The sequence below is a fragment of the Salipiger abyssi genome (genome assembly GCF_017311415.1).
Lineage (GTDB): Bacteria > Pseudomonadota > Alphaproteobacteria > Rhodobacterales > Rhodobacteraceae > Salipiger > Salipiger abyssi_A.
In genome coordinates, this window is the sequence record NZ_JAEKIS010000023.1 from 36,161 (window position 1) to 60,330 (window position 24,170).

21 protein-coding genes and 1 tRNA gene are annotated in these 24,170 nt (G+C 65.6%); 6 read left to right on the top strand and 16 right to left on the bottom strand.

What is annotated here, in order from left to right:
* Positions 1-41 precede the first annotated feature (41 nt).
* The 3 genes from I6N89_RS21800 to I6N89_RS21810 form a co-directional block, all read right to left on the bottom strand.
* A complete protein-coding gene (locus I6N89_RS21800) occupies positions 42-2,099 on the bottom strand; it encodes a glycosyltransferase (RefSeq protein ID WP_207020530.1) in 2,058 nt (685 codons plus the stop codon).
* Between the two features lies 1 nt (position 2,100).
* The gene (locus tag I6N89_RS21805; protein WP_207020531.1) at positions 2,101-3,408 is read right to left on the bottom strand and encodes an HlyD family efflux transporter periplasmic adaptor subunit; all 1,308 of its coding nucleotides are present in this window, start codon (positions 3,406-3,408) and stop codon (positions 2,101-2,103) included.
* Positions 3,409-3,841: 433 nt separating this feature from the next.
* A tRNA-Leu gene (locus I6N89_RS21810) sits at positions 3,842-3,926 on the bottom strand.
* A 136-nt stretch (positions 3,927-4,062) separates the two neighbouring features.
* Between I6N89_RS21810 and I6N89_RS21815 the strand changes: the two genes are divergently transcribed.
* Positions 4,063-4,566: a Hint domain-containing protein gene (locus tag I6N89_RS21815; RefSeq protein ID WP_207020532.1), complete on the top strand. Its 504-nt coding sequence runs from the start codon at positions 4,063-4,065 to the stop codon at positions 4,564-4,566.
* A gap of 5 nt (positions 4,567-4,571) precedes the next feature.
* Here the strand turns inward: I6N89_RS21815 and I6N89_RS21820 are convergent, their stop codons facing one another.
* The 4 genes from I6N89_RS21820 to I6N89_RS21835 form a co-directional block, all read right to left on the bottom strand.
* Positions 4,572-5,483 (bottom strand): DMT family transporter, encoded by a 912-nt coding sequence (locus tag I6N89_RS21820; protein WP_207020533.1) that lies wholly within the window; start codon positions 5,481-5,483, stop codon positions 4,572-4,574.
* A gap of 96 nt (positions 5,484-5,579) precedes the next feature.
* Positions 5,580-5,957, bottom strand: coding sequence for a hypothetical protein (locus I6N89_RS21825; RefSeq protein ID WP_207020534.1), 378 nt, complete (start codon positions 5,955-5,957; stop codon positions 5,580-5,582).
* A gap of 11 nt (positions 5,958-5,968) precedes the next feature.
* Positions 5,969-6,742 carry a DUF6478 family protein gene (locus tag I6N89_RS21830; RefSeq protein WP_207020535.1) on the bottom strand — a complete coding sequence of 258 codons (774 nt, stop codon included), beginning with the start codon at positions 6,740-6,742 and terminating at the stop codon, positions 5,969-5,971.
* A gap of 131 nt (positions 6,743-6,873) precedes the next feature.
* Complete coding sequence (locus tag I6N89_RS21835) at positions 6,874-7,560, bottom strand: dihydroxy-acid dehydratase (RefSeq protein WP_236016776.1); 687 nt, start codon at positions 7,558-7,560, stop codon at positions 6,874-6,876.
* Between the two features lie 173 nt (positions 7,561-7,733).
* On the opposite strand from I6N89_RS21835, the gene I6N89_RS21840 reads away from it, so the two are divergent.
* The 3 genes from I6N89_RS21840 (at position 7,734) to I6N89_RS21850 (ending at position 10,869) form a co-directional block, all read left to right on the top strand.
* Positions 7,734-8,621, top strand: a complete 888-nt coding sequence (locus tag I6N89_RS21840; protein ID WP_207020536.1) for a CPBP family intramembrane glutamic endopeptidase — start codon at positions 7,734-7,736, stop codon at positions 8,619-8,621.
* A 71-nt stretch (positions 8,622-8,692) separates the two neighbouring features.
* Positions 8,693-9,598 (top strand): acetyl-CoA carboxylase, carboxyltransferase subunit beta, encoded by a 906-nt coding sequence (accD, locus tag I6N89_RS21845; protein ID WP_207020537.1) that lies wholly within the window; start codon positions 8,693-8,695, stop codon positions 9,596-9,598.
* Complete coding sequence (locus I6N89_RS21850) at positions 9,595-10,869, top strand: bifunctional folylpolyglutamate synthase/dihydrofolate synthase (RefSeq protein WP_207020538.1); 1,275 nt, start codon at positions 9,595-9,597, stop codon at positions 10,867-10,869. The genes accD and I6N89_RS21850 overlap by 4 nt, the downstream gene beginning before the upstream one ends.
* 431 nt (positions 10,870-11,300) lie before the next feature.
* Here I6N89_RS21850 and zapE read toward each other — a convergent pair whose 3' ends face one another.
* Positions 11,301-12,365, bottom strand: coding sequence for a cell division protein ZapE (zapE, locus tag I6N89_RS21855; RefSeq protein ID WP_207020539.1), 1,065 nt, complete (start codon positions 12,363-12,365; stop codon positions 11,301-11,303).
* A gap of 135 nt (positions 12,366-12,500) precedes the next feature.
* Here zapE and I6N89_RS21860 point away from each other — a divergent pair, with 135 nt between their 5' ends.
* A complete protein-coding gene (locus I6N89_RS21860; RefSeq protein WP_207020540.1) occupies positions 12,501-13,745 on the top strand; it encodes an MFS transporter in 1,245 nt (414 codons plus the stop codon).
* A 40-nt stretch (positions 13,746-13,785) separates the two neighbouring features.
* Here the strand turns inward: I6N89_RS21860 and I6N89_RS21865 are convergent, their stop codons facing one another.
* Positions 13,786-14,721, bottom strand: a complete 936-nt coding sequence (locus tag I6N89_RS21865; protein ID WP_207020541.1) for a choline kinase family protein — start codon at positions 14,719-14,721, stop codon at positions 13,786-13,788.
* Between the two features lie 74 nt (positions 14,722-14,795).
* Positions 14,796-17,219 (bottom strand): GcvT family protein, encoded by a 2,424-nt coding sequence (locus I6N89_RS21870; RefSeq protein ID WP_207020542.1) that lies wholly within the window; start codon positions 17,217-17,219, stop codon positions 14,796-14,798.
* Between the two features lie 147 nt (positions 17,220-17,366).
* Here I6N89_RS21870 and I6N89_RS21875 point away from each other — a divergent pair, with 147 nt between their 5' ends.
* On the top strand, positions 17,367-18,128 hold the full coding sequence (locus I6N89_RS21875) for a DeoR/GlpR family DNA-binding transcription regulator (protein ID WP_207020543.1): 762 nt from the start codon (positions 17,367-17,369) through the stop codon (positions 18,126-18,128).
* Positions 18,129-18,147: 19 nt separating this feature from the next.
* Here the strand turns inward: I6N89_RS21875 and I6N89_RS21880 are convergent, their stop codons facing one another.
* The 6 genes from I6N89_RS21880 to I6N89_RS21905 all read right to left on the bottom strand — a co-directional run.
* Positions 18,148-19,296 (bottom strand): iron-containing alcohol dehydrogenase, encoded by a 1,149-nt coding sequence (locus I6N89_RS21880; RefSeq protein WP_207020544.1) that lies wholly within the window; start codon positions 19,294-19,296, stop codon positions 18,148-18,150.
* 3 nt (positions 19,297-19,299) lie between these two features.
* The gene (locus I6N89_RS21885) at positions 19,300-20,676 is read right to left on the bottom strand and encodes an aldehyde dehydrogenase family protein (RefSeq protein ID WP_207020545.1); all 1,377 of its coding nucleotides are present in this window, start codon (positions 20,674-20,676) and stop codon (positions 19,300-19,302) included.
* A 1-nt stretch (position 20,677) separates the two neighbouring features.
* A complete protein-coding gene (locus tag I6N89_RS21890; RefSeq protein WP_207020546.1) occupies positions 20,678-22,039 on the bottom strand; it encodes a glutamine synthetase family protein in 1,362 nt (453 codons plus the stop codon).
* Complete coding sequence (locus tag I6N89_RS21895; RefSeq protein ID WP_328805915.1) at positions 22,032-22,784, bottom strand: N-formylglutamate amidohydrolase; 753 nt, start codon at positions 22,782-22,784, stop codon at positions 22,032-22,034. The genes I6N89_RS21890 and I6N89_RS21895 overlap by 8 nt, the downstream gene beginning before the upstream one ends.
* 205 nt (positions 22,785-22,989) lie before the next feature.
* Positions 22,990-23,880 (bottom strand): formyltetrahydrofolate deformylase, encoded by an 891-nt coding sequence (purU, locus tag I6N89_RS21900; protein WP_207020548.1) that lies wholly within the window; start codon positions 23,878-23,880, stop codon positions 22,990-22,992.
* 62 nt (positions 23,881-23,942) lie between these two features.
* Positions 23,943-24,170 (bottom strand): electron transfer flavoprotein subunit alpha/FixB family protein (locus tag I6N89_RS21905; RefSeq protein ID WP_207020444.1); only part of this gene is annotated, 228 nt, incomplete at its 5' end.

A 24,170-nucleotide genomic window follows, 5' to 3' on the forward strand; every position in this document is an offset into this window, starting at 1 on the left:
CTCGCCCGGCAACTGCCCGCCGGGGCCGCCGAATCCGGGAGTTACTCGCCTGCCGCTTGCGCTTGCAGCCAGGCCGGCGGCGGCGAGTCGGCCTTTCCGCTATCGCCCCCGCCCAGCGCGCTGCTGCCCTGTGTCAGGATCCGCCCCAGCATCGAGAGGCTGACCTTGAACGCGCTTTTCGCGGGCGGACTGTTCTCGTACCCGCTGGTAAAGAGCAGGGCGATCAGCGCATCGCGGCGCGCGCCTTCACCGAGATCGAAGGACACCCATAGCCGATCGCCGCGCTGGTTGGTGATGCGCGCCGCCACCGGCCCGACCCCGGGGATCTCCAGCCGCAGCCAGCGCTTGTTGAAGCCGATCTCGTCCATGTCGAGCGCCTTGATGCGCGCTTCCGACAGCGACAGCCAGTCGAGGCGCGCGGGCACCAGCTTGCCCGGCCGCGCGCCGATCCGGCATTTTTGCAGCAGCCTGAAACGCTCGTCGCGGTTCGGGGAATCCGGCGAGACGGCGACCACCTGCACGCAGAGCAACACCAGAACGCTCGCGCAGGCCCAGAATGCGAGAATGGGCAGCTGCTCGAAGGATGTGACGATGCGCGAATTGAAGCTTGCATTGGTGGCAAAGCCCAGCGCGGTGAAAAAGATCAGCACCGCCGGCAGCATGATCATGACGTGATCGACCGCACGCCCGCCGGCATCGCGCCCCTTGGGAGTGACCTTGAAAGCATGGCCGTGCGGACGGATCAGGGTGGTGACCACGGTGGGCAGGATGCGCGGCGCCTGGATCGCGGCATGCACGGTGGACGCGAGCGGGAAGAACGCGTTCGGCGCGATGAGGCGCAGTGTGCCCAGCGTCGCAAGAAGGACAGGGATCTGAAACTCCACCAGCTCGACAATACGGGTGGCCGGCAGCGGCGCCCAGCCCGTCCAGAGGCAGATCGCCGGCACTGTCAGTGTGGCGATCACCATCAGAGGCTGAATCATCCAGTGCAGCGGCAGGAACATCAGCCGCTGGTGGAGCGTCAGCCCCGGGCCGAACGGGCCCTCGCGCAGAAACAGGATCTGGATCGCACCCCGGGCCCAGCGCGCGCGCTGGACATACATGGCACTGAGCGACTCCGGCGCCAGCCCGATGGCCAGCCGCTCGTTGAGATAGCGGGTGACATAGCCTTTGCGCAGCATCACCATGGTCAGCAGCATATCCTCGGTGATCGACCCGGTGGGCAGGCCGCCGCCGACCGCCTCGATGGCGGTGCGCCTCGTGATCGAGTTCGAGCCGCAGCAGAAGGCGGTATCCCAACCATCGCGCCCGGGCATGATCGAGCCGAAGAACAGCCGCTGATCGTCGGGCATGCGGTGGCGCATGTCGAGATTCGACTGCATCGGATCGGAGTTGTAGAAACAATGCGGCGCCTGCACGATGCCGACCTTCGGGTCTTCGAACAGCCCCATCGCGCGATAGAGGAAATGCCGCTGCGGGATGAAATCCGCATCGAGCACCATGAAGAAATCACCGTCGGTGCGGGCGATGGCGGCGTTGATATTGCCGGCCTTGGCATGGGCGTTGTCGGCGCGGGTGAAATAGTCGGCACCCTTGCGCTCGCAGAACTCGCGCAGCCAATCGCGCTTGCCGTCGTCCAGCACGCAGACCCGCAGCTTGTCTGCGGGCCAATCGATGGCGAGCGCACCGATGATGGTCTTCTCCAGAACGTCGAGCCCCTCGTTATAGGTCGCAATGAAGACATCGACCGTGGGAAGCTCGGCGGGATCGCTGGCGCGCAGCCGCGCTTCGCCGGCATCGGCCGCGGGCGAGTTGTCGCGCCGCCGGACCAGCGTCGAAAACAGGATCGTGGTGTCGAAGAGCACCATCATCTCGATCACGAAGAGCGCCCAGGCAAACACCGTCTCGCCGGTGCTGCTCTCGGGGCCGGGCAGCGTTTCGGTCACCCGCCAGTAGAGATAGCGCAACGTGATCGCTCCAAGCGCGACCAGCAGCGCGACGGCGTGAGAGGGGCGCATGCTCGGCCCGTTCAGCGCCTTGCGCGGTACGAGCAGCAGCGCAAGCATCACCACAGCCAGCGGAACGAGATATTCCGGCATCTCAGTTCGTCCGGGAGCGCGGAGTCACCACGTCGTCGTTGGCGGCGAGATCCTCGTCCACGGCGGCATCCGTCTCGTGACCGTCGCGGCCGAAGACGGCGCGAGCCACTTCGCGGGCACGATCCATCCATTCCGAGGCAATGGAGCCCGAGGGGATGTTCATCCGCACTTCCGCAGAGCGCCCCACATCGCAGAACGCCCGGGCCACGGTTTCGTCCTCCAGATCCGGCTTCGGAATGTTGACGATGACCCGCAGGCCGTTCGGCGTGGTGATCCGCGGCTGGGCCGCCTGCATATTGCGGTTCGGGCGCGAGCCGCCGCCATAGGCCGCAAAGACGCGCCCTCTGAAGGATTTCTCGGCGCCCTTCAGCCGCACGCTGACCTCGGCGCCCGGCGTGATCTTTTCGAAATGCCGCTCTGGCAGTTCGAACTCCAGGAACCGGCGGGTACAGTCGAGGATCTTCAGCACCTGCTCGCCGGTCGTCACATTGGTCCCGGCGCGCGGCGATGCCTCCCAGACGATGCCGTCGGTGGCAGATGTGGGCCGGAACTCTTCGTTCTTCGATTGCTCGATCTGCATGCCGGAAATCTCGTGCAGCAGCGCTTCGCGGCGGGTGCTGCGGCCCATGAGCTGAGTGGCGAGCTCGGCGTCGCGCACCGCGATCTCGTCGAGCCGGTATTCGATGGCGTCGATATCGTTGGTCGAGGTGTCGATCACATCGCCCTCGGCAAGAAAGTCGCGCTCGACCTCAAGCCGCTTGAGCGTCGCCTCGCGGCCCGCCACCACGGCCTTTGCCTCGGCAAGGGCGCCCTGCGCCTCGATCAGATCGCTTTCGGAGAGCCGGTCGCGGGCGGCGAGCTGTTCGGCGCGATCGCTCGACGCGGTGACGCGATGCAGGGCGCCCTTCGCGCGGTCGAGCTCGGCGCGCGCTTCGAGTAGACGCGTCTCGTACCAGGCGCTGCGCGCGCCGATCTGCTGGTCGCGGCGCTCGTGCAGCTCCTGCTTCAGCTGCTCCAGCCGCTCGCGCTGCATTTCGAGACCTTCGATTTCTCCCGACAGGGAGGACAGCTCGCTCTTGAGCGAGCGCAGTCCGGCGCTTTCCTTGCTCATCTTGCGCAGCTCGAAGGCGAGTTCACCCGCGCGGATAAACCGCGCCGGGCCGGGGCTCGGCGTTTCGACGATCCCCTCGAACGGGGACGAGATCGGCACCAGCGGGGCGTTTACCACAGCGGATGTCGAGATATAGTTTGTTGCGTGCGGCGCCACGGCGGTCGCAACCGCCCCCACGAGAACGGCAGCTGCGGACATTCTGACCAATCGCATCGGCATTGTAAGCCCTCCGACCCTATTGAAAACTGAACGACACTTCCTGTCTCACTGCCCCGGCCGCGCCCTTTCCCCGACACGATCAGACCAACCACGGACCCTGCCCGCGACCCCTTCCTTTTTGTTGATGATCTGGGCGAAATTATGGTTACCCGGACCTTAATGTTCACTTTTCATGACAGGATTCCGGTCAAATTGTCGCAGGAAAGAACGCCGAAATGCGCCTCTGGAACAGGCCACAGGCGAAGGTGCGATCACCGCGCGGCCTGTTCGGCAAAAGTCCGGCACGGCGTATCACTTCGCGGCAATCGTTTTGCGAAAAAACCCGGCGAGGCATGTAGCCGACACTATGTGTTGGCTCAAAAGCTCTGTCGCGCCACTACATAGGCGCCGGGAACGACCGTTCAGATGAAAATGGTGCGGGTGGAGGGACTTGAACCCCCACGCCTTGCGGCGCCAGAACCTAAATCTGGTGCGTCTACCAATTTCGCCACACCCGCTTATTGCCGCGAAGTCCTAGCAAAGCGCCGCAGTCAAGGCGAGGGGAAAATGGCGCCCAGAAAAGGCGCGACATTTACGGAATCTTGCCGTACTCTGCCCGACAATAAAGAGGCAGAACACAGCAGGATTGCGCCCATGGAACCGAAAACGGTCCGGCGCGGCGAAACACCGGGCGGCGCCACCGCGCGGCACATCGAGTCGTCGCATCCCCTCAACGCGCTTGTCGCCGGCACCGTGGTGCTGACGCTCGATGGCGCGATTCCGGCGGAATTCCTCTGTCCCGGCGACCGGGTGATCACACGCGACAGCGGCACCGCGATCCTGCACGCGCTGCGTCGCTCCCGGATCCGAACCAAGCTTGTCGCGATTCGCGCCGGAACGCTTGGCAATTCCCGCCCCGGAAGCGATGCGGTCCTGCCCGCGCGACAGGAAATCCTGGTACGCGACTGGCGGGCAGAGGCGCTTTTCGGCGCCAACCGTGCGCTGGTGCCGGCGGAGCGCCTCGCCGATGGCGAATTCATCCGGGAGATCGGAACGCGCGAGGTCGATCTTGTCGAACTGCGCTTCGATGCGCCGCATATCCTCTACGCCGACGGGCTCGAACTCGCCTCGGCGGCGCCCGAACCGGTGGGCGCCTGAGCGCTTCAGCCCTGAGGGGTCATGTTCGGACGGGCCTTGTAGCGTTTCAGCCCGAGATAGCGCTCGCGCAGGATGATCGCCACCCCGGAGGCGATCACCACCGCCGAGCCGAGCAGCATCAGCGACGTCGGCACCTCGGCAAAGAACAGATAGCCGATCAGGATGGCGAAGAGGATCGAGGCATAATCGAAGGGCGCCAGCAGCGCCGCCTCGGCGCCGCGATAAGCCGATGTCAGGCAGATCTGCGCCACGCCGCCGATGATCCCGGCCGCCACCAGAAAACCCGCTTCGCGCGCGTCGGGAACCACCCAGCCAAACGGCAGGGTCAGCAGCGACAGCACAGTCGAGGTGAGCGAGAAATAGAACACGATGGCGGCGGTCTTCTCACTCTGCACCATGCGCCGGATGTGGATCTGCACCAGCGCCCGCAGCACCGCCGAGCCCATCACGCAGAGAATGCCCAGCAGCACCATGTCGCTGACCTCCGACACAGTCAGCAGCGGCCACATCACCAGGGCGACGCCGAAAATTCCCGTACCCACGGCGGAGAGGCGGAAGAGGCGCACCTTTTCGCCCAGCAGAAAGGCCGCGAAGATCACTGTCAGCAGCGGCGCGGCATAGCCGAGCGCGGTGACCTCGGGCAGCGGCAAATAGCCCAACGCGGCAAAATTCAGCCCCATGGCCGACACGCCGACGATGCCGCGCAGGAAATGCAGTGACGGGCGCTGAACCCGCAGCCCGGCCGACAGATCGCCCTGCCAGAGCAGCCAGACCAGGATCACCGGCAGCGCAAAGAACGAGCGGAAAAACACCGCTTCCCCGGTCGGCACCTGGGACGCCGCCTTGATCAGCGCCGACATCATGACAAAGAGAACAACCGACGCGAGTTTAAGCGCAATGCCGCGCAAGGGGGTCATGAGAACTCCGGATCTGCAACCGCGCCACCTTGTACCGTGACGTCTGGGAGCGCAATCACCCCGGGATGCATAGCCGGTATCGGGCTCCGGCGCGTCTCAGGTGGTTTCGACGCAGTGGCGGCGGAAGGCGCGCTTGAGCATGTCGAGCTCGGCCCGCAGCAGCGCCATCTCGGCGCGGATATCGTCGCCCACCGCCTCGCCGGCGATCAGCGTGAAGCTGTCGAGCTTTTCCTCGGCAGCGGCATCCAGGATCAGAAAGGTCTGCACCCCGTCGCCCAGCGCCTCGACCGGCACCGGCACCTCGACTGCCCAGCGCCCTTCTTCGTCGGTCTGCGCCACGCTGACGCCGCGCACCGGGCCGTCATTCAGCGTAACGGTGATCTCCGGCGGCGGCGCGGCCCTATCCTCGGCCACCAGAAGCCCTTCCCAGAGCCCCTCCCGGAACCGCGTCTTTGTCAGCGAATAGGCGCTCATGGCATCCTCCGTTACAGCTCGGCCCGGTGACGGCGGCTGAAGGTCAGATCCCGCAGGATCACCTGGTTCATCTCCGGCCCCTCGAAGATCAGATCGAGCCAGATCCGTTCGACCCGCTTTTCGTTAAGCCTGGTATAGGCCAGATCGAATTCGACGCGGATCTCGTCCTCGGTCACCGGCAGCTCGCGCACGATCTGCTCGGTGTTGGGGCCGTATTTGATATTGAGTCGAGAGAAAATCTCGAGCGGTTTTTCCATCTCAACGATGGTTTCCAACCGGATCAGATGTTTGCGCAGCAGACCCTGGCTCGCCTCAGGCGGCAGGTCGATGGCAAGCGACAGATACGAGCCATCGAATTTGAAAACGTCGAGCCGCAGCCCATAGGCCGCAAGATCGGCCTCGCGGAGATTGCGCAGCTGGCGCAGCGTGATCTCGGACTGCGCGCAATCGTGGAACAGGGTGACTTCGTCTCCCAGCATGGATTTCGACGGCACCGATGTCAGGCCGGGAACCGACAGAGGCCCGCACCACAACTCCGGACGCCAGGCCCAGTCCACGCCCTGCGGGCGCGGAAAGGACTGATTGCCGACAAGCGGCAGAGCCAGCCGCGCATCGGCGATATGCAGCAGCTTGTCGAGACGTTGCTTGAGCTTGCGGGCGGCGGCACGCTGGCGGCGCAGAACACGCAGATCGGCGGTTTCCGCATCCTGCGCCGCGGCGCTCCAGCGCCGCAGCACCGCCGCCGAAAGCACGCGACTTACCAATCCCTCGCCGATGCCTGCCATTCGTTATGCCCGTCGTCCTTGTGCCTGCGCCACTCTGCCCGAAGCCGCGCTTTCCATTGTTATCGCAAATCCTTCGGAGTGAATAAACGGTCAAATCCGCTTTGCGCACGCAGAGGCCATGGCGCCACAGGTCAGGGCTCGGCCGGGGCCTCTTCGGCCTCAGATGCCACCGGGCTGAGCGCTGCGATGCGCTGCTGCACAGCGCGCAGCATACCCGCACCGTCCGAACCGGCGAGGAAACTGTCCTGCGGCGCATAAAGCGCAAGCCCGATCAGATGCCCGTTCTGCACGAAGGCCCCGCGCCAGTAACGCGGATCGCCATCGTCCAGCACATCGGTGCCGCCACCGCCGAGCTGCGCCATGACGAGCCCGTCGCGGGTCTCGCCGCCGATCAGCTCCTGCCCCGCCTGCACAGCGAGGACCGAAGGCGCGGGCAGCAGCACCGCGTCCTGACGCGGCCCTACTGTTACGGTCATCATCATCGGCTCGACGAAATTGCCGGTCTTGCCGCCCGATAGAATGTGGCACGAGGCGATCACCGCGAACCCACGCCCTGGGCGGTTGCCGAGCGTCACCGGATCGACGCAATACCCCTCCGGCCCGGCCACCACCACCTCGCCGCGCGCCATCTCGGTCCGCGCCAGCGGCGTGGGCCGCTCGGGCGTCGCGGCGGCGCTGGCCGGGAACAGGTTGGCGAAAAAACCGCCTGTCGCCGGTTCGCCGGGCTCGTCCGGCGTCTCGGATCCGGTGGGGGCTTGCAGACAGCCGGCCAGAGACACAAACGCGATCAGCCCGGCCAGCCCTGTTCCCCGCTTCATCCGCCCCTGCCCTCAAATTTCTCTCAAATACAGATCCGGGATAGCGAAGCCTCTGGCGTGAAACAAGAATGGATTGCCAAGGCGCGCCAAGAACGGGCACGGCTTGCGGCGTGCAGCGCCGCGGCATAAGTGCGAAAGGCGTCTGACACGCAACCGCCGCCGGGACCGCCCCAATGTCTTACCGCGCCTTCGTCCTCCTGACCCGCTCCGCCAGACGCACCGAGCTCTGGCGGCTGGCGCTGGGTCTCGGACTGGTGGCGCTGGTCATGTTCGGCTTGCAGCAGGGGCTGCTCGCGCTGGCCGCCATAGCGCTCCCGAGCGAGGGCTACTGGGCGCTGATCGCGCAGATGCGCGAGGGTGAAACCCCCGCCGGACTGCTGGCGCTGCTGCTGAGCGTGGGCACCATGGGTGTGGGCGCCGTCGTCGCCGCACATCTGATGCATCGCCGGGCGGCGGTGAGCCTGATCGGCCCGCTGCCGCTGGCGCTGCGCCAGTTCCTGCGCAGCGGGATCGCGGTGGCGTTGCTCTATATCGCGGTGGCGCTGCTGCCGCCCTGGCCGCTGGCGGGCGAGCTGATCCCGGCGATGCCATTGGGCCAGTGGCTGGCTCTGCTGCCCCTGACTCTCGCCACGCTTCTGATCCAGACGGGCAGCGAAGAGCTGCTGTTTCGCGGCTACCTGCAATCGCAGCTGGCCGCGCGGTTGCCGCATCCGGGCGTTTGGCTGATCGCGCCCTCGGCGCTCTTCGCGCTGGGGCACTGGGCGCCGGGCACCTATGGCGGCAATGCCGGGCTGGTGGCGCTCTGGGCCTTCGGCTTCGGCATCGCCGCCGCCGATCTCACCGCCCGTTCCGGCACGCTGGGGCCCGCCATCGCGCTGCATCTGGTCAACAATCTCTCCGCCATCGCCCTGGTCTCGCCGCAGGGCGCCATGTCGGGGCTGGCGCTTTACCTGCTGCCCTTCGGTACCGGCGACGAGGCAGCGGTGCTGGCGATCCTGCCGCTCGACCTGGCGGCGATCTTTCTTAGCTGGCTGACGGTACGGATCGCGCTGCGGGTCTGAGCCTTTGATTGCATTTCGCCGCAACCGCGCATAAGTCACGCGCAAACACGGAGCCGCGAAGGGCGCAAGCCATGAACTGGATCACCAATTACGTCCGCCCCCGGATCAACTCGATCTTCTCGCGCCGCGAGATGCCCGAGCACCTCTGGATGAAATGCGACAGCTGCGGAACGATGCTGTTCCACCGCGAGGTGACGGACAATCTCGGCGTTTGCAGCAATTGCAGCCATCACATGCCGATCACCCCGCGCGCGCGGTTCGAGTCGCTTTTCGACGGCGGCGTGTTCTCCGAGATCAAGGTGCCCGAGCCGCTGGCCGACCCGCTGCATTTCCGCGACCAGAAGAAATATCCCGACCGCATGCGCGCGGCGCAGAAATCCACCGGCGAGAAAGAGGCGATGCTCGTCGCCACCGGCGAGATCGGCCGTACCCCGGTGGTCTGCGCGGCGCAGGATTTCTCCTTCATGGGCGGCTCCATGGGGATGTATGTGGGCAATGCGATCATCAAGGCGGCGGAAGAGGCGAAAAAGCTCAAGCGCCCGCTGATCCTGTTCTCCGCCGCCGGCGGCGCGCGCATGCAGGAAGGCATTCTGAGCCTCATGCAAATGCCGCGCACCACCGTTGCGGTACAAATGCTGCGCGAGGCCGGCCTGCCCTATATCGTCGTGCTGACCCATCCGACGACCGGCGGGGTGACCGCCTCTTATGCGATGCTGGGCGACGTGCAGATCGCCGAGCCCAACGCGCTCATCTGCTTTGCCGGGCCGCGCGTCATCGAACAGACGATCCGCGAAAAGCTGCCCGAGGGCTTCCAGCGCGCCGAATACCTGCTCGAGCACGGCATGCTCGACCGGGTGACCGACCGCCGCAAGATGCGCGAAGAGCTTGTCACCATTGTCCGGATGCTGACCGGGATGCCCCCCGCCGTGGCGGGCGACCTGCCGGCGCCCGCCGAAGAGGCCTCTGCCCCGGAATGAGCGCGCAGGGCTCGGATGTCATCCTGCAACGGATGCTGTCGCTTCACCCCAAGATCATCGACCTGACGCTGGATCGCGTTTGGCGGCTGCTCGATGCGCTCGGCCATCCCGAGCGCGACCTGCCGCCGGTGATCCACGCGGCGGGCACCAATGGCAAGGGCTCGACGCTGGCGATGATCCGCGCCGGCTATGAAGGCGCGGGCAAGACCGTACATGCCTATACCTCGCCGCATCTGGCGCGCTTTCACGAGCGCATCCGGCTGGCGGGCAAGCTGATCTCGGAAGAGGCGCTGACAGAGGTTCTCGATGAATGCTGGGAGGCCAATGGCGGCGACAGCATCACCTATTTCGAGATCACCACCTGCGCGGCCTTTCTCGCCTTTGCCCGGACCCCGGCGGATGTCACGCTGATGGAAACCGGGCTCGGCGGGCGGCTCGACGCCACCAATGTTTTCGAAAAACCGGCGCTGACGGTGATCACGCCGATCTCACTCGATCACCAGCAGTTTCTCGGCGAGACGCTGGCGGCCATCGCCGGCGAAAAGGCCGGGATTCTCAAGCGCGGCGTGCCCTGCGTGGTCGGCCCGCAGCCCGAGGAGGTCATGGAGGTGATCGAGGCGCGGGCGGCAAAGCTCGGCGCGCCGCTCATCGCCCATGGCCAGCACTGGCACGCCTGGGAAGAGCGCGGGCGACTGGTGTTTCAGGACGAGCACGGGCTGCTCGACCTGCCGCTGCCGACCCTGCCGGGCGCGCATCAGATCGAGAACGCCGGCGCCGCGCTGGCGGCGCTGCGTTATCTGGGGCTCGGCGAGGCCGCCTACGAGGCGGCCGTCACCCGCGCCGAATGGCCCGCCCGGATGCAGCGCCTGCGCGAGGGGCCGCTGGCGGCGGCGGCGCCCGGCGTCGAGCTCTGGCTAGACGGCGGCCACAACCCGGCAGCGGGCGAGGCGCTGGCGCGGCATCTGGCAACTCTGCCCGAGCGGCCCACCCATCTGATCTGCGGCATGCTCAACACCAAGGATATCAGCGGCTATCTGCGCCCGCTCGCCACGCAGGCGAAACGCCTCACCGCCGTGTCGATCCCCGGCGAGGCCAACACGCTGCCCGCCGAAGAGACCGCGCGGATCGCGGCCTCTGTCGGGATGCAGGCCGACACCGCTGAAACGGTGGCCGAGGCGCTCGCGCGGATTGCGGGCGCGGATCCCTCTGCGCGGGTTTTGATCTGCGGATCGCTCTACCTTGCCGGAAACATCCTGCGCGAGAACGGCTGAGCCGCCTCGGCGCTGCCCGAAAGGTGCACAAACGCACGACTCAAGATATTGAGCGCACAGCAAAACTCAAACATATCGCTAGAAGTCATCACTAAATGTTGACGGTTCGATTGAATTTACCCTAATCTGGCTCAAAGACCAGTGCGCGACCGGATACCGGCGCGCCGGCCAGGGGGACGGATATGGGGACGGTAACGGCTCGTCAGGGCCTGCACGCCACAAAAGCGGCGCAGGAACGGACAACGCAAGCGGCGACCGGCACGCCTGCCCCGTTCTCACGCGACATCATGGCCCTTCATGCAAAAAGACCGGCGCAAACTCGTGCCGGTCTTTGCTTTCTGGGCACCGGCATAAGGTAAACAGGCAACAACAAACGTCGAGCAACCCTGAGGGTCCTTCGGGACCCTTCTTTTTTGCCCGACACCGCCGGCTTACAGCGGGTGATGCCCCCAATCCGCGCTCTGCATCTCGCGCAGGCGGCTGGCGGTGCGCTCGAATTCGAAGGCGCCCGGCCCCTCGATATAGAGGCTCTCGGGCTCGTCCACCGCGCTGGCAATCAGCTTGACCTTGGCCTCGTAAAGGGCGTCGATCAGCGTCACGAAACGTTTGGCCTCGTTGAAATTGCTGCGCCCCAAACGCGGCACGTTCTCGATCACCAGCAGCCGCAGCGCATCGGCAATGGCGAGGTAATCCGCCGGCCCCAGCGCCTGACCGCAAAGCTCGTAGAACGAGGCCCGCGCGACGCCGTTCCAGTAGCGCGGCAATTCGACCTTGCGGCCCTTCACATGCAGCACGAGTACCTCTTCGCGGCCATGGGTCAGCTCGCCCCAGACGCGGTTGATCTCGGCCCGCGCCTCGGCATCGACGGGTGTGAAATAGACCCGCGCGCCCTGAAGCCGGTCCTGCCGGTGATCGCGCTCCGAGGCCAGCTCACGCACCACCAGCCGCTCTTTGATGAGCGCGATGAAGGGCAGGAAGAGCTGGCGGTTGAGCCCGTTTTTGTAGAGATCGTCGGGCACCCGGTTGGAGGTGGTCACCACCACGGTGCCGGCCTCGAACAGTTGCTCAAAGAGCCGCCCGACCAGCATCGCGTCGGCGATATCGGTGATCTGCATCTCGTCGAAGGCCAGCACCTTCACCGCATCGCTCACCGCTTTGGCCATTGGCTTGACCGGATCCTCGACGCCCTCACCGCGCAGCCGGTGCAGTTCCGACTGCATCTCCTGCATGAAGGCGTGAAAATGCACTCGGCGCACCGGTACGGCGAGGCTCTCGACAAAGAGATCCATCAGCATCGACTTGCCGCGCCCGACCCCGCCCCAGAAATAGAGCCCCTTGGGCGGCTCCGGCGCCTTGCGGAACAGCCCCTTTTTCGCCGGCTGGGCCAGCGCGGCGCGGATGCGTTCGAGCTCGGGCAGCGCCTCTTCCTGCGCGGGGTCGCGCAGCAGAAGCCCTTCGGCGACGCGCTCGTCATAAAGGTCGATCAGCGTGGTCATACCTGCCGCATAGCGCGGCTGCGGGGGATTGTGTAGAGGGCCCGGCCTTCGGCTTTCGCGATTGTATCGGTGACATTTCTTAAATTGACGCCGCGCGCCGCACCCCGCAGTTTGCACGCGGAACAGGAGACACCGATGGAAAAACAACCCAGCCTCTTTACCCCGGTCCTGCTGGTGGGGTGCTTTATCATCCTGGTGTCCTTCGCCATCCGCGCGAGCTTTGGCGTGTTCCAGATCCCCGTGGCCGAGGAATTCGGCTGGCTGCGCACGGAATTCTCGCTCGCCATCGCCATCCAGAACCTCGCCTGGGGCATCGGCCAGCCGATCTTTGGCGCCATGGCGGAAAAGATCGGTGACCGCAAAGCGATCATCTTCGGTGCGATTATCTATGCGGCGGGTCTGGTGCTGTCGAGCACGGCGGTCACGCCCGGGGCGATCCAGCTTTACGAGGTCCTGGTGGGCTTTGGCATCGCCGGCACCGGCTTCGGCGTGATCCTCGCCGTCGTGGGCCGCGCCGCCAGCGACGAGAACCGCTCGATGTCGCTGGCCATTGCCACCGCGGCGGGCAGCGCCGGGCAGGTGGTCGGCGCACCGGTGGCAGAGTGGCTGCTGGGGCTGTTTCCCTGGCAAAGCGTCTTCATCATCTTCGCCGCGGCGATCCTCGGCACACTGGCAGCGTTGCCGCTGATGCGCGCGCCGACGCCGCCGGCCAGCCGCGCCGAGCTCGAGGAAAGCCTTGGCGGCATCCTGCTGCGGGCGCTGCGCGACCCGTCCTTCGTGCTGATCTTTATCGGCTTTTTCTCCTGCGGCTATCAGCTCGCCTTCATCACCGCGCATTTCCCCGCCTTCGTGACCGAGATGTGCGGGCCGATCCTGCCCGGCGGCGTGCTGCACGATATCGGCATCACCACGACCTCGGCGCTGGGGGCGGTCTCCATCGGGGTGATCGGGCTGGCCAATATCGGCGGCACGCTGGCGGCGGGCTGGGCGGGTAAGCGCTGGCCCAAGAAATACCTGCTGGCAGGGATCTATGTCGCGCGCACCGTCGCGGCGGGGGCGTTCATCATGCTGCCGATCACACCGGCCTCGGTGCTGATCTTCTCGGTGGTCATGGGCGCGCTGTGGCTCGCCACGGTGCCGCTGACCTCGGGTCTGGTCGCACATATCTACGGGCTGCGCTACATGGGTACGCTCTACGGCATCGTCTTCTTCTCGCACCAGCTCGGCGGGTTCCTCGGCGTTTGGCTGGGCGGGCGGATGTACGATATCCACGGCGACTACACGCTGGTGTGGTGGATCGGCGTCGGCGTCGGCGCGCTGAGCGCCATCGTGCACCTGCCGGTGAAGGAAACCAGAACCCCGCTGACCGTCCCCGCATAAGATCTGCCCGGCGGGCCCCGCCGGGCGATCTCAGTTCCCCTCAACCGCGCAGCGCGGCGACATGGGTGTCGAATCCCGGCATGTTCATCAATGCCTTGCAGCGCGCAAATCGCGTGGTCGCGTAGTCCCAGAAATCTTCGGCGGTGTTGCCGTCGGCGAACTGGATCAGGCCCCAGAGCGTCCAGAGCATATCGCACATCGCTTTGTAGACCACGACGCGGCCCATCTCGGCGGCGGTCGGGCCGCGCCCGAAATAGGCCTCCAGCATCTCCCGGTCCATCGCCTCGGTGAAATGGCCCTCGACGCTGAGATCGCCCAGATCCCAGAGCGGATCGTTCATGCCGCCATATTCGAAATCGACGATCCACATGGTCTCGCCATCGTCGAGAAAGTTCTCGCAGAGCGGATCGCAATGGCAGGGCGCCAGCTTCGCCGGGTTCGCATCCAGCGCCTCGCGGATCGGCCCGGCAGAGGCGACCACGTCGTGATAGCCCTCGGGCAGCTGCACGTTGCCCTTCTTGGCAAGCACCGCGAGATAGTCCTCGATCATCGCGAACAGCTCGAACCGCCCGGCAAAGATCTCGCCCGAGCCGTGGAGCTGGCGCAGCGCGGCGCCGGCGCGGGCGGGGCTGCCGGCGATGCTGGCGAAATTCTCCGGCGTCATGGTGACGATATTCTCGACGCAATCCATCACAAGCAGCCCCTCTTCGGGGGCGCTGTAGAGGATCTGCGGCGACACGCCCGCACGCGCCGCCGCCTGGGCATTGGCAAGCTCGGCGGCACGGTCGATATACTCCTCGGTGCCCGCCCCCGGCACCCGCACGACGACCGGTGTCAGCCCCTCGGCATCGACGCGAAAGACCAGATTGGTCAGCCCGCCCTGCCGGGTGATGGTCAGCGCGCGCTCGGGCAGATCGGCATAGCCCGGCGTCTGCGACAGCGCCTTGAGGATGGTGGTTTTGTGGTTCTCCGGCATGGTTTTCGCCTCCCTGTGGCGTTCTTTTATATGCCGAACCGGTCTGCCCGGTTCGGCAGGCCTTGTGACCGCGGCTACGCCTTGAGGCGCTTATTTTCCGGATCGTAAAGCGGGCCGTCGACGCGGGTGACGGCATGGGTGTCGCCGAACACGACGCATTCGAAGGCGGTTTCCTTGGCAAGCGCCCTCGGAAGATAGCCCATCAGGATGGTCTTCCCGACCGAATAGCCGCGCCCGGCAGAGGTGGCGAGCGACACCGTCTCGCCGTTCAGCAGGATCGGCTCGCCGCCCGAGACGGGAAGCTGCGCATCGGTGACAAAGGTGCAAAGCATGCGGTCCGGCCCTTCGGTCTTCTGCTTCTCCAGCACCGCGCGGCCCAGGAAATCGCCCTTGGCCTTCAGGTGCACGCGAAAGCCCAGACCGGCCTCGATGGGCGTGTAATCCGGCGTCAGATCGCCCGACCAGTAGATATAGCCCTTCTCCAGCCGCAGGCTCTCGATGGCGCGGTAGCCGACATTGCGGATGCCGTGCGCCTGCCCCGCCTGCCAGAGCGTGTCATAGACATGGCGGGCGAATTCCGTGGGCACATGCAACTCCCAGCCGAGCTCGCCCACATAGCCAATGCGCGCGGCCCGGACGACCGCCATGCCGACGACGATCTCCTGCGCGGTGGCAAAGGGGAAGGCCGCGTTAGACAGATCGTTTTCCGACACGCTTTGCAGCACCTCGCGCGCCTTTGGCCCGACGATATTGATCACCGCGCGGCCCGAGGTCAGCTCGATCAGATGCACCGAGCCGTCATCGGGCATGTGGCGGCGGATCCAGTCGCTGTCATGCACGCCAAAGCCTGAGCCGGTGACGAGATAGAAACTCTGCTCGCCGGTGCGGGTGATGGTGATATCCGCCTCGGTGCCGCCGGTCTCGTTGCAGAACTGCGCATAGATCACCGAGCCCACGGGTTTGTCCATGTTGCAGGCGGCCAGCCGTTGCAGCAGGTCGAGCGCGCCGGGGCCGATCAGCTCGAATTTCGAGAACGAGGTCTGGTCGATCAGCGCCACGCCCTCGCGCACCGCGCGGTGCTCTTCGGCGACATATGTCTTGTAACCGGGGTCGATGAAGGCAAGCTGGTCTTTCTGCTCGACGCCTTCCGGGGCGAACCAAAGCGGACGCTCCCAGCCGTTCTTGGAGCCGAAGATCGCGCCCATCTGATCGAGCCGGTCATGCAGCGGCGACAGGCGCAGATTGCGGGCGGTCTGATATTCCTGGCCCGGATAGCGCTGTTTGTAGTGGTATTCGTAATGCTCCACCGCGCGCGGATACATAAAGCGTTTGGTGCCGTGATGCGGCGAGAAGCGGCGCACGTCCAGCGGCCAGAGATCGAGGCTCGGGCGGCCTTCGAGGATCCATTCGGCGATCATCTCGCCAGCGCCGCCGCCGGCGGCGATACCGTAGAGGAAACCTGTCGCCATCATCAGATTGTCGAAACCCGGCTGCCAGCCCAGCACGAAATCGCCATCCGCCGAATAGGGGATCGGCCCGTTGATGACCGAGCGGATGCCCACCTCGTTGATCACCGGCGTGACCTCTGCGGCAAGCTCGGCCAGCGGGCCGAAGCGGTCGAGATTGTCGGGCAGGAGCTGGCGCACGAATTCGCCGGGAATGCCGTCGTCGCCAAAGGGCAGCGTGCCCTCCTCATAGCCGCCGATGACCAGCCGCCCGCCGGCATCGGGCTTGTAATAGACCAGCCGTTCCGGGTCGCGCAGCGTCGGCAGGGTCTTGACGCTGTCGGTATCGGGCAGCGGCTCGGTCACGATATACTGGTGCTCGACGGCGCAGGCCGGCACATGCAACCCCAGCTTGGCGCCAATCTCGCGGCTCCACATGCCGGCGGCGACGGTCACCGTCTCGGCGGTCCAGGTGCCTTCGGAGGTCTCGACCCCGGTCACCCGGCCGTTCTCGACGATGAAATCCAGCACCTTCACGCCCTGGCGGATCTGCGCGCCGTTGCGGCGGGCGCCGGCGGCAATGGCCTGGCAGAGGCTGGCCGGGTCCACATGCCCGTCCGACGGGATGAAGGCCGCGCCTTCGAGCCCCTCGGCGTTGATATAGGGGAAGAGATCCTTGGCCTCGTCGGGGGTGATGATATGCATCTCCAGATCGAAGCTCTGCGCCATGGTGGCGAGCCGCTTGGCCTCCAGCAGCCGGTCCTTGGTGGCAGCGAGCCGCAGGCTGCCGACCTTCTTCCAGTCGAAGGCCATGCCGGTTTCGGCCTCAAGCCGGTCGTAAAGCTCGACGGATTTCTTCAGCATCCGAGTGGTGTTGCGGCTGGAGCGGAGCTGACCGACGAGACCGGCGGCATGCCAGGTCGCCCCCTCGGTGATCGCGGCCTTTTCGAGAACCACGACATCCTTCTCGCCGGCGCGGGCGAGGTGGTAGGCGACCGAACAGCCGATAATGCCGCCGCCGATGATGAGGTGTTTCGTCGCGTGCTGGGACATGTGTTGCAACTCCTGTTGGATTTGTTGGAATTTCAACCCAATACCCACGACAAGTAAACATAAATGTTGATTTGTATCTCTTATTCGCCGTTGAACCTGCCCGCTGACGCCTTAGAATGAAGCAAAATCAACATAGAAACGCGCGGAATGTCGAAATACGAGAAAGAAATCCTCGACACGGTTGCGCTGCATGGCACCGTCTCGGTCATGGCGCTGGCCGATCAGCTGAAGGTCACCGACCAGACGATCCGGCGAATCGTCAAGCCGATGGTGGAGCGTGGAGAGATCCGCAAGGTGCATGGCGCCATCGTCGCGGTGAACGAAGCCAACGACCCGCCACTGACCAAACGGCTGGTGGCCAACCGGCAGGAAAAGGCGATCATCGCCCGCACCGTCGCCGAGATCGTGCCAAATGGCGCGACTCTGGCCATCGACACCGGCTCGACCTCCAGCTTCGTGGCGCAGGCGCTGAGCCAGCACCGCGATCTGACGGTGGTGACGAATTCGGCGCATATCGCCTCGGTTCTGGCGCTGAGCGAGGGCAATCAGGTCTATATGGCGGGCACCCAGCTACGCAGCCATGACGGCGCGGCCTTCGACCAGTCGGCATTCGAGGTGGTCTCGCGCTTCACCGTCGACATGACGGTCCTCAGTGCCTCGCTGGTGCATCCCGAGCTGGGCTTTCTTGCCAATGACCAGCACGAGGTGGACATGGCGATTGCCATGTCGCGCATCGCCGACCGCCGCATCATGGCGGTCGATCACAGCAAGTGGATGGCCCGCAAGGCCAACGCGCCGCTGCGCATGCCGGTGATGAAACCCGACGACATCCTGGTGACGGATCGCGCCCCGGATACCGCCTACGACGATCTGCTGGCCGATCTGGACCTGCGCCTGCCGCGCAGCTGACGCGCCGGCGCATCAGGCCTCAGTCGAAACAGGCCTCGATCAGCGGGCGGGTGTTTTCCTCGGTCATCTCGATCGGATTGCCCCCGGTGGAGGGATCCCTGAGCGCGCCGCGCAGGATCGCGTCGATATCGGGGGCGTCGATGCCGAGGCCGGTCAGGCTGGACGGAATGCCCAGATCCGCGATCATCTCGGTCACCGCCTCGCGGAAGCCCTCGAACCCGCCGTCAATGCCCAGATAGCGCGCCGCCATGGCGATCCGGTCCTCGATGGCCGGGCGGTTGAAATCGAGCACGCGGGCCATGACGGCGGCGTTGGTCGTGCCGTGATGGGTGTTGTAGATCGCGCCCACCGGGTGGCTGATGGCATGGATCGCGCCCAGACCCTTCTGGAACGCCGTCGCCCCCATCATCGCCGCCGACATCATATGCGCCCGCGCCTCCAGATCGGCGCCATCCGCATAGGCGCGCGGCAGGTTCTCCTTCACCAGCCGCATGCCCTCCAGCGCGATGCCCTGGCTCATCGGGTGGTAATGCGGCGAGCAATAGGCCTCCAGACAATGGGCAAAGGCATCCATGCCGGTGCCGGCGGTGATCGGCTGCGGCATGCCCACGGTCAGCTCGGGATCGGCAATCACCACCGAGGGCAGCACCTTGGGGTGGAAGATGATCTTTTTCTCGTGGGTCTCGGAATTGGTCAGCACCGAGGCGCGCCCGACCTCGGAACCGGTGCCGGCGGTGGTCGGCACGCAGATATTGGGATGGATCGCATCGGCATCGGCGCGGGTCCACCAGTCGCCGATATCCTCGAAATCCCAGACCGGGCGGGTCTGGCCGGCCATGAAAGCAACCATCTTGCCCAGATCGAGCCCGGAGCCGCCGCCGAAGGCGATCACCCCGTCATGGCCGCCCTCGCGGAACATCCGGACACCCTCGGCGAGGTTGCTCTCGTTCGGGTTCGGATCGACCTCGGAAAAGAGCGCGCGGCCAAGGCCCGCCCCCTCCAGCACGTCGAGCGCCCCCGCGGTGATCGGCAGCGGCGCGAGGCCCTTGTCGGTGACGAGCAGCGGGCGCGAGATGCCGGCGGCTTTGCAGGCCTCGGCCAGCTCCTTGATGCGCCCGGCACCGAAGCGGATGGCCGTGGGATAGGACCAGTTGGCAGTCGGGGTCATGGCTCAGACTTTCTTTTTCAGGTGATAGGATTTCGGACGGGTCAGCGCCTGATAGGCCAGCGGCGACAGGCCGGCGCCGCGCCCGGTATCCTTGCAGCCGCTCCAGCACAGCGCCGGGTCGAGATAATCGCAGCGGTTCATGAAAACCGTGCCGGTTTGCAGCCGCCGGCCGATGGCCTCCGCCGCCTCGGCATCGGTCGTCCAGATCGACGCGGTGAGCCCGAAGCGGCTGTCATTCATCAGCCGCACGGCCTCGTCATCGTCGCTGACCGGCATGATGCCGACCACCGGACCAAAGCTTTCCTCGCGCATGACCTCCATCTCGTGGGTCACATCGGTGAGGATCTGCGGCGTCAGATAGGCGCCGCCGTCATCCGCCTCCATGGTGTCGATATGGGGCACCGCGCCCGCCGCGATGGCGGCGTCGATCTGCGCGCGCACGCCCCTTGCAAAACGCACATGCGCCATCGGCCCCATGGTGGTCTCTGCGTCGCGCGGATCGCCGAGTTTCGAGCCCCGCACCAGCGCCACCGCCTTCTCGACAAAGGCGTCGTAGAGGCTTTCGTGCACATAGATCCGCTCGATCCCGCAGCAGCACTGCCCGGAATTGAACATCGCCCCGTCCATCACCCCGTCGACGGCGGCGTCGAGATCGGCATCGGCGCGGATATAGGCCGGATCCTTGCCGCCCAGCTCGGTCGCGACACCGGTGAAGGTGCCCGCGGCGGCCTGTTCCATCGCCTGCCCGCCCCCGACAGAGCCGGTGAAATTCACGAAATCCACCTCGCGCCCCGAGATCAGCGCGCCGGTCACCTCGTGATCGAGAAAGACGTTCTGGAACACCGCCTCCGGCACGCCGGCGGCGTGGAAGGCCTCGGCCAGATGCTCGCCCACCAGCAACGTCTGCTCGGAATGTTTCAGCATCACGCTGTTGCCCGCGACCAGCGCCGGCGCCACCGCATTGATCGCCGTCATGTAGGGGTAGTTCCACGGCGCGATGACCAGCACGAGCCCCAGCGGCTCGCGCTCGATCTTGCGCAGGATGCCGGGGCCGTCCTCGACCACCAGCGGCGCCAGCGCCTCCTCGGCGATGTCGCACATGTAGCTCGCGCGCTCCTCGAACCCGCCGAATTCGCCGCCATAGCGCACCGGCCGGCCCATTTGCAGCGCCAGCTCGCGCGTCATGCGGTCGGTCTGTTCGCCGATGATGGCCACGGCGCGGCGCACTAGCGCGATCCGCTCCGCCAAGGCCCGCGCCGCCCACTCCGCCTGCGCGGCGCGGCCCGCCCGGGCGGCGTCCTCCGCATCGGCTTGCGAGAGGGTCGGACGGGTGGCCACGACGCTGCCGTCGATGGGCGATATGCAAGTCAGGTCTGTCACGTCAGCACCTTTCGAATCCACGAGAGATTTCCCAATCCGTCACCGCCGCGTCGAACGCTTCCTGCTCGACCTCGGCGGCGCGGGCGTAATGATCGACGACCCCGTCGCCGAAGGCCGCGCGCAGCATGGCCGAGCCGCGCAGCGTCTCGGTGGCCTCGCGCAGGGTGGTCGGCACGTTCGCCGCGCCGTCATTGGCATAGATGTCGCCCGAGATCGGATCGGGCAGCGCCAGCTCTTCCTCGATCCCGGCGAGACCGGCGGCCAGCATCGCCGCCTGCGCCAGATAGGGGTTCATGTCCGAGCCGCCGATCCGGCACTCGATGCGCACGCCCTTTGTCCCCGCCCCGCACATACGGAACCCGGCGGTGCGGTTGTCGACCGACCAGACCGCCTTGGTCGGCGCGAATGTCCCCTTGCGGAAACGCTTGTAGCTGTTGACGTAGGGCGCCAGGAACACCGTGTAGTCGGGAGCGTATTTCAGCAGCCCGGCCACGAAATGATCCATCAGCACGGATTTCCCCATCGGTCGGGCGGGATCGTGAAAGGCATTCGCCCCGTCGCGGAACAGCGAGCAATGCACATGGCTGGCCGAGCCCACCTTGTCCGTGTGCCATTTCGGCAGGAAGCTGGCGGTCAGGCCATGCGCGGCGGCGATATCCTTGGCCGCGTGCTTGGCGATGGTGTGGTAGTCGGCGCAGCTCAGCGCATCCTGATAGCGCAGGTTCAGCTCCTCCTGCCCGGTCTCCGCCTCACCCTTGGAGCATTCCACCTCGATCCCGGCGGCGTAGAGCATATTGCGCAGAGGGCGCATCACCACCTCGTCGCGAGTGCCGAGCTGGATCGCGTAATCCTGGTTGTGCTCCACATGCGGGCGCAGATTGCGGAAGCCCGCCTCGCGGTTCTCCCGCGCGGTGCCCTCGAAGAGAAAGAATTCCAGCTCGGTCGCCATCATCGGCGCGAGCCCCCTCTCCGCCAGCCTTGCGATCTGGCCCTTCAGCATCTGCCGGGGCGCGTGGGCCACCGGCGCGTGCGCCTCGTGATCCTCCAAATCGCAGAGCACCATGGCCGTACCCTCGAGCCAGGGCAGCGGGCGGATGGTGCTCGCATCGGGGCGCATGGTGTAATCGCCATAGCCGGATTCCCAGGAGGTGGCGCGAAAGCCCTCGGGCGTGGCCATCTCAAGGTCGGTGGCCAGCAGGTAGTTGCAGCAATGGGTCTCTGCATGGGCATGGTCGAGGAAGTTCTGCACATGAAAGCGCTTGCCCATGAGCCGCCCCTGCATGTCCACCAGACAGACAAGCACGGTGTCGATCTCACCCGTGCTCGCCTTCCGTCTCAGTTCCTCGAGTTTATCCTCAGGCATATCGGTCTCCTCCGTTCAGGGCGGGCATGGCGAGGGCGATGCGCCGGGCCAGAAAGCGCCCGGCCTGCGATTGCGTGGCCTCGCTCGCGATCAGGTCGTTGCGGATCTCCAGCATGACATTCGGCCAGCCCCGCGCAATCCCGTGTTCGACAAGTGTGTGAGTCACGCCGTCCCCGGGGCCGTAGGGCTCGTTGCGGCTGGCATGCCAGGGCGCGTCGCCGGGCCACTCCGAAAGCAAGGCGTCGGCAAGCCGGCTGTCGCGGTCGTGCAGGATGCCGATTTCGCAATCCCGCGGCGCGCCCTGATACACAGGCGTGAAGCTGTGCACCGTCACCAGAACCCCCTGCCCGCGCGCCTGCATCAGCGTGGCGAGCGCCTTGCGAAAGGGCGTATAGACCGCCGCGACCCGCGCCGCCTTGTCGGTTTCGGAAAGCGTACAATTGCCGGGGATCTCGAAGCGCTCGGAGCGGTCCGGACAGGCGCTCGGCGCCTCCGGCGGGCGATTGCAATCGTAGATCAGCCGCGACACGGAGCCCGCAACAAGATCGGCATTGAGCTCCGCCGCCATCGCCCGCGCCACACCGAGCGCACCGGGATCCCAGGCGACATGCGCACGCCGTGCGTCCTCGCCCAAACCCAGCGTGCCAAAGGCCTCGGGGAAATGGTTCGACGCGTGTTCGCAGACCACAACCACATTCGCAGATGGCCGCGTCTCGTCGCGCGCCTCGATCAGGGGCAGGAACACGATGGGAGTCCTCGCTGTCGCGCCGCGCAATCCGGGCCTGGCACCCGGTGGCGGATTCGTTGTTTTTTGTTGATATATTGAGGTTATTTCCAACATAAATCAACTATATTGTCGAAAACTTCCGTCATACTCCGATCCTCCCGGCACGGCACCCCTGCCTTCATCTTTCTGCAAATACTCACCCCCGGCGCCGCAGGCGCCGCCCTCAGCCCATACGCTCCGACGCGTAAGACCCCGGTGAGGCCGGGAACACCACGGTCTTGCTGCCGTTCAGAAAGACGCGGCGGTGGATATGCGCATGGATCGCGCGGGCCAGAACCTGCGCCTCCACATCGCGACCGAGCGAGACATAATCCGAGGGGCTCTGCGCATGGGTCACCCGCACGATATCCTGCTCGATGATCGGGCCTTCATCCAGATCGGCGGTCACGTAATGCGAGGTCGCGCCAATGAGCTTCACGCCACGCTCAAACGCCTGCTTGTAGGGGTTCGCACCCTTGAAGCTCGGCAGGAAAGAGTGGTGAATATTGATGATCCGCCCCGACATCTTCTGGCACATCTCATCCGAGAGGATTTGCATATACCGCGCCAGCACCACCAGCTCGGCGCCGGTCTCCTCGACCACCTCCATGATCCGGCGTTCCGCCTGCGGCTTGTTTTCTTTCGTGACCCTGATGCGATGGAACGGAATATCGTGGTTCACCACAACCTTCTGATAATCCATGTGATTGGAGATCACCGCCACGATCTCCACCGGCAGCGCGCCGATGCGGCAGCGATAGAGCAGGTCGTTCAGGCAATGCCCGAAGCGCGAGACCATGACGATGACCTTCATCCGCTCGGTCTCGGAGAAGAAGTGATAGGTCATGCCGAACCGCGTCGCGACCTCAGCGAAGGTCTCGGTCAGACCCTCCGGCGAGACCCAGACATCCTCTTCCGGCGAAAAGCTGATCCGCATGAAGAAATTGCCGGTCTCGGCATCGTCGAACTGCGCGCTGTCGGTGATGTGGCATCCCTGCTCGGCAAGAAAGCCCGAGATCCCCGCGACAATGCCGCGGGTGGATTTGCAGGTGACGGTGAGGGCGTATTTGCTCATTCGGATCTCCCGGTTTTGCTGCGCCGCGTCGTAGGGTGGGCAATGCTGCCCACCCCTCGCGCTCAGAGCTTTTCGGTGAGCTCCGGCACCGCCTGGAACAGGTCGGCGACGAGGCCGTAATCGGCGACCTGGAAGATCGGCGCCTCTTCGTCCTTGTTGATCGCGACGATCACCTTGCTGTCCTTCATCCCCGCAAGGTGCTGAATCGCCCCGGAAATCCCGCACGCAATATACAGATCCGGCGCCACGACCTTGCCCGTCTGACCGACCTGCCAGTCGTTCGGCGCAAA

Coding starts and splice junctions, on each gene's coding strand:
- I6N89_RS21830 (WP_207020535.1), bottom strand. CDS start 6,742: ATGGCAGGCATCGGCGAGGGATTGGTAAGTCGCGTGCTTTCGGCGGCG.
- I6N89_RS21800 (WP_207020530.1), bottom strand. CDS start 2,099: ATGCCGGAATATCTCGTTCCGCTGGCTGTGGTGATGCTTGCGCTGCTG.
- zapE (WP_207020539.1), bottom strand. CDS start 12,365: ATGACCACGCTGATCGACCTTTATGACGAGCGCGTCGCCGAAGGGCTT.
- accD (WP_207020537.1), top strand. CDS start 8,693: ATGAACTGGATCACCAATTACGTCCGCCCCCGGATCAACTCGATCTTC.
- I6N89_RS21860 (WP_207020540.1), top strand. CDS start 12,501: ATGGAAAAACAACCCAGCCTCTTTACCCCGGTCCTGCTGGTGGGGTGC.
- purU (WP_207020548.1), bottom strand. CDS start 23,880: ATGAGCAAATACGCCCTCACCGTCACCTGCAAATCCACCCGCGGCATT.
- I6N89_RS21835 (WP_236016776.1), bottom strand. CDS start 7,560: ATGAAGCGGGGAACAGGGCTGGCCGGGCTGATCGCGTTTGTGTCTCTG.
- I6N89_RS21820 (WP_207020533.1), bottom strand. CDS start 5,483: ATGACCCCCTTGCGCGGCATTGCGCTTAAACTCGCGTCGGTTGTTCTC.
- I6N89_RS21890 (WP_207020546.1), bottom strand. CDS start 22,039: ATGCCTGAGGATAAACTCGAGGAACTGAGACGGAAGGCGAGCACGGGT.
- I6N89_RS21840 (WP_207020536.1), top strand. CDS start 7,734: ATGTCTTACCGCGCCTTCGTCCTCCTGACCCGCTCCGCCAGACGCACC.
- I6N89_RS21870 (WP_207020542.1), bottom strand. CDS start 17,219: ATGTCCCAGCACGCGACGAAACACCTCATCATCGGCGGCGGCATTATC.
- I6N89_RS21865 (WP_207020541.1), bottom strand. CDS start 14,721: ATGCCGGAGAACCACAAAACCACCATCCTCAAGGCGCTGTCGCAGACG.
- I6N89_RS21815 (WP_207020532.1), top strand. CDS start 4,063: ATGGAACCGAAAACGGTCCGGCGCGGCGAAACACCGGGCGGCGCCACC.
- I6N89_RS21825 (WP_207020534.1), bottom strand. CDS start 5,957: ATGAGCGCCTATTCGCTGACAAAGACGCGGTTCCGGGAGGGGCTCTGG.
- I6N89_RS21875 (WP_207020543.1), top strand. CDS start 17,367: ATGTCGAAATACGAGAAAGAAATCCTCGACACGGTTGCGCTGCATGGC.
- I6N89_RS21850 (WP_207020538.1), top strand. CDS start 9,595: ATGAGCGCGCAGGGCTCGGATGTCATCCTGCAACGGATGCTGTCGCTT.
- I6N89_RS21805 (WP_207020531.1), bottom strand. CDS start 3,408: ATGTCCGCAGCTGCCGTTCTCGTGGGGGCGGTTGCGACCGCCGTGGCG.
- I6N89_RS21880 (WP_207020544.1), bottom strand. CDS start 19,296: ATGACCCCGACTGCCAACTGGTCCTATCCCACGGCCATCCGCTTCGGT.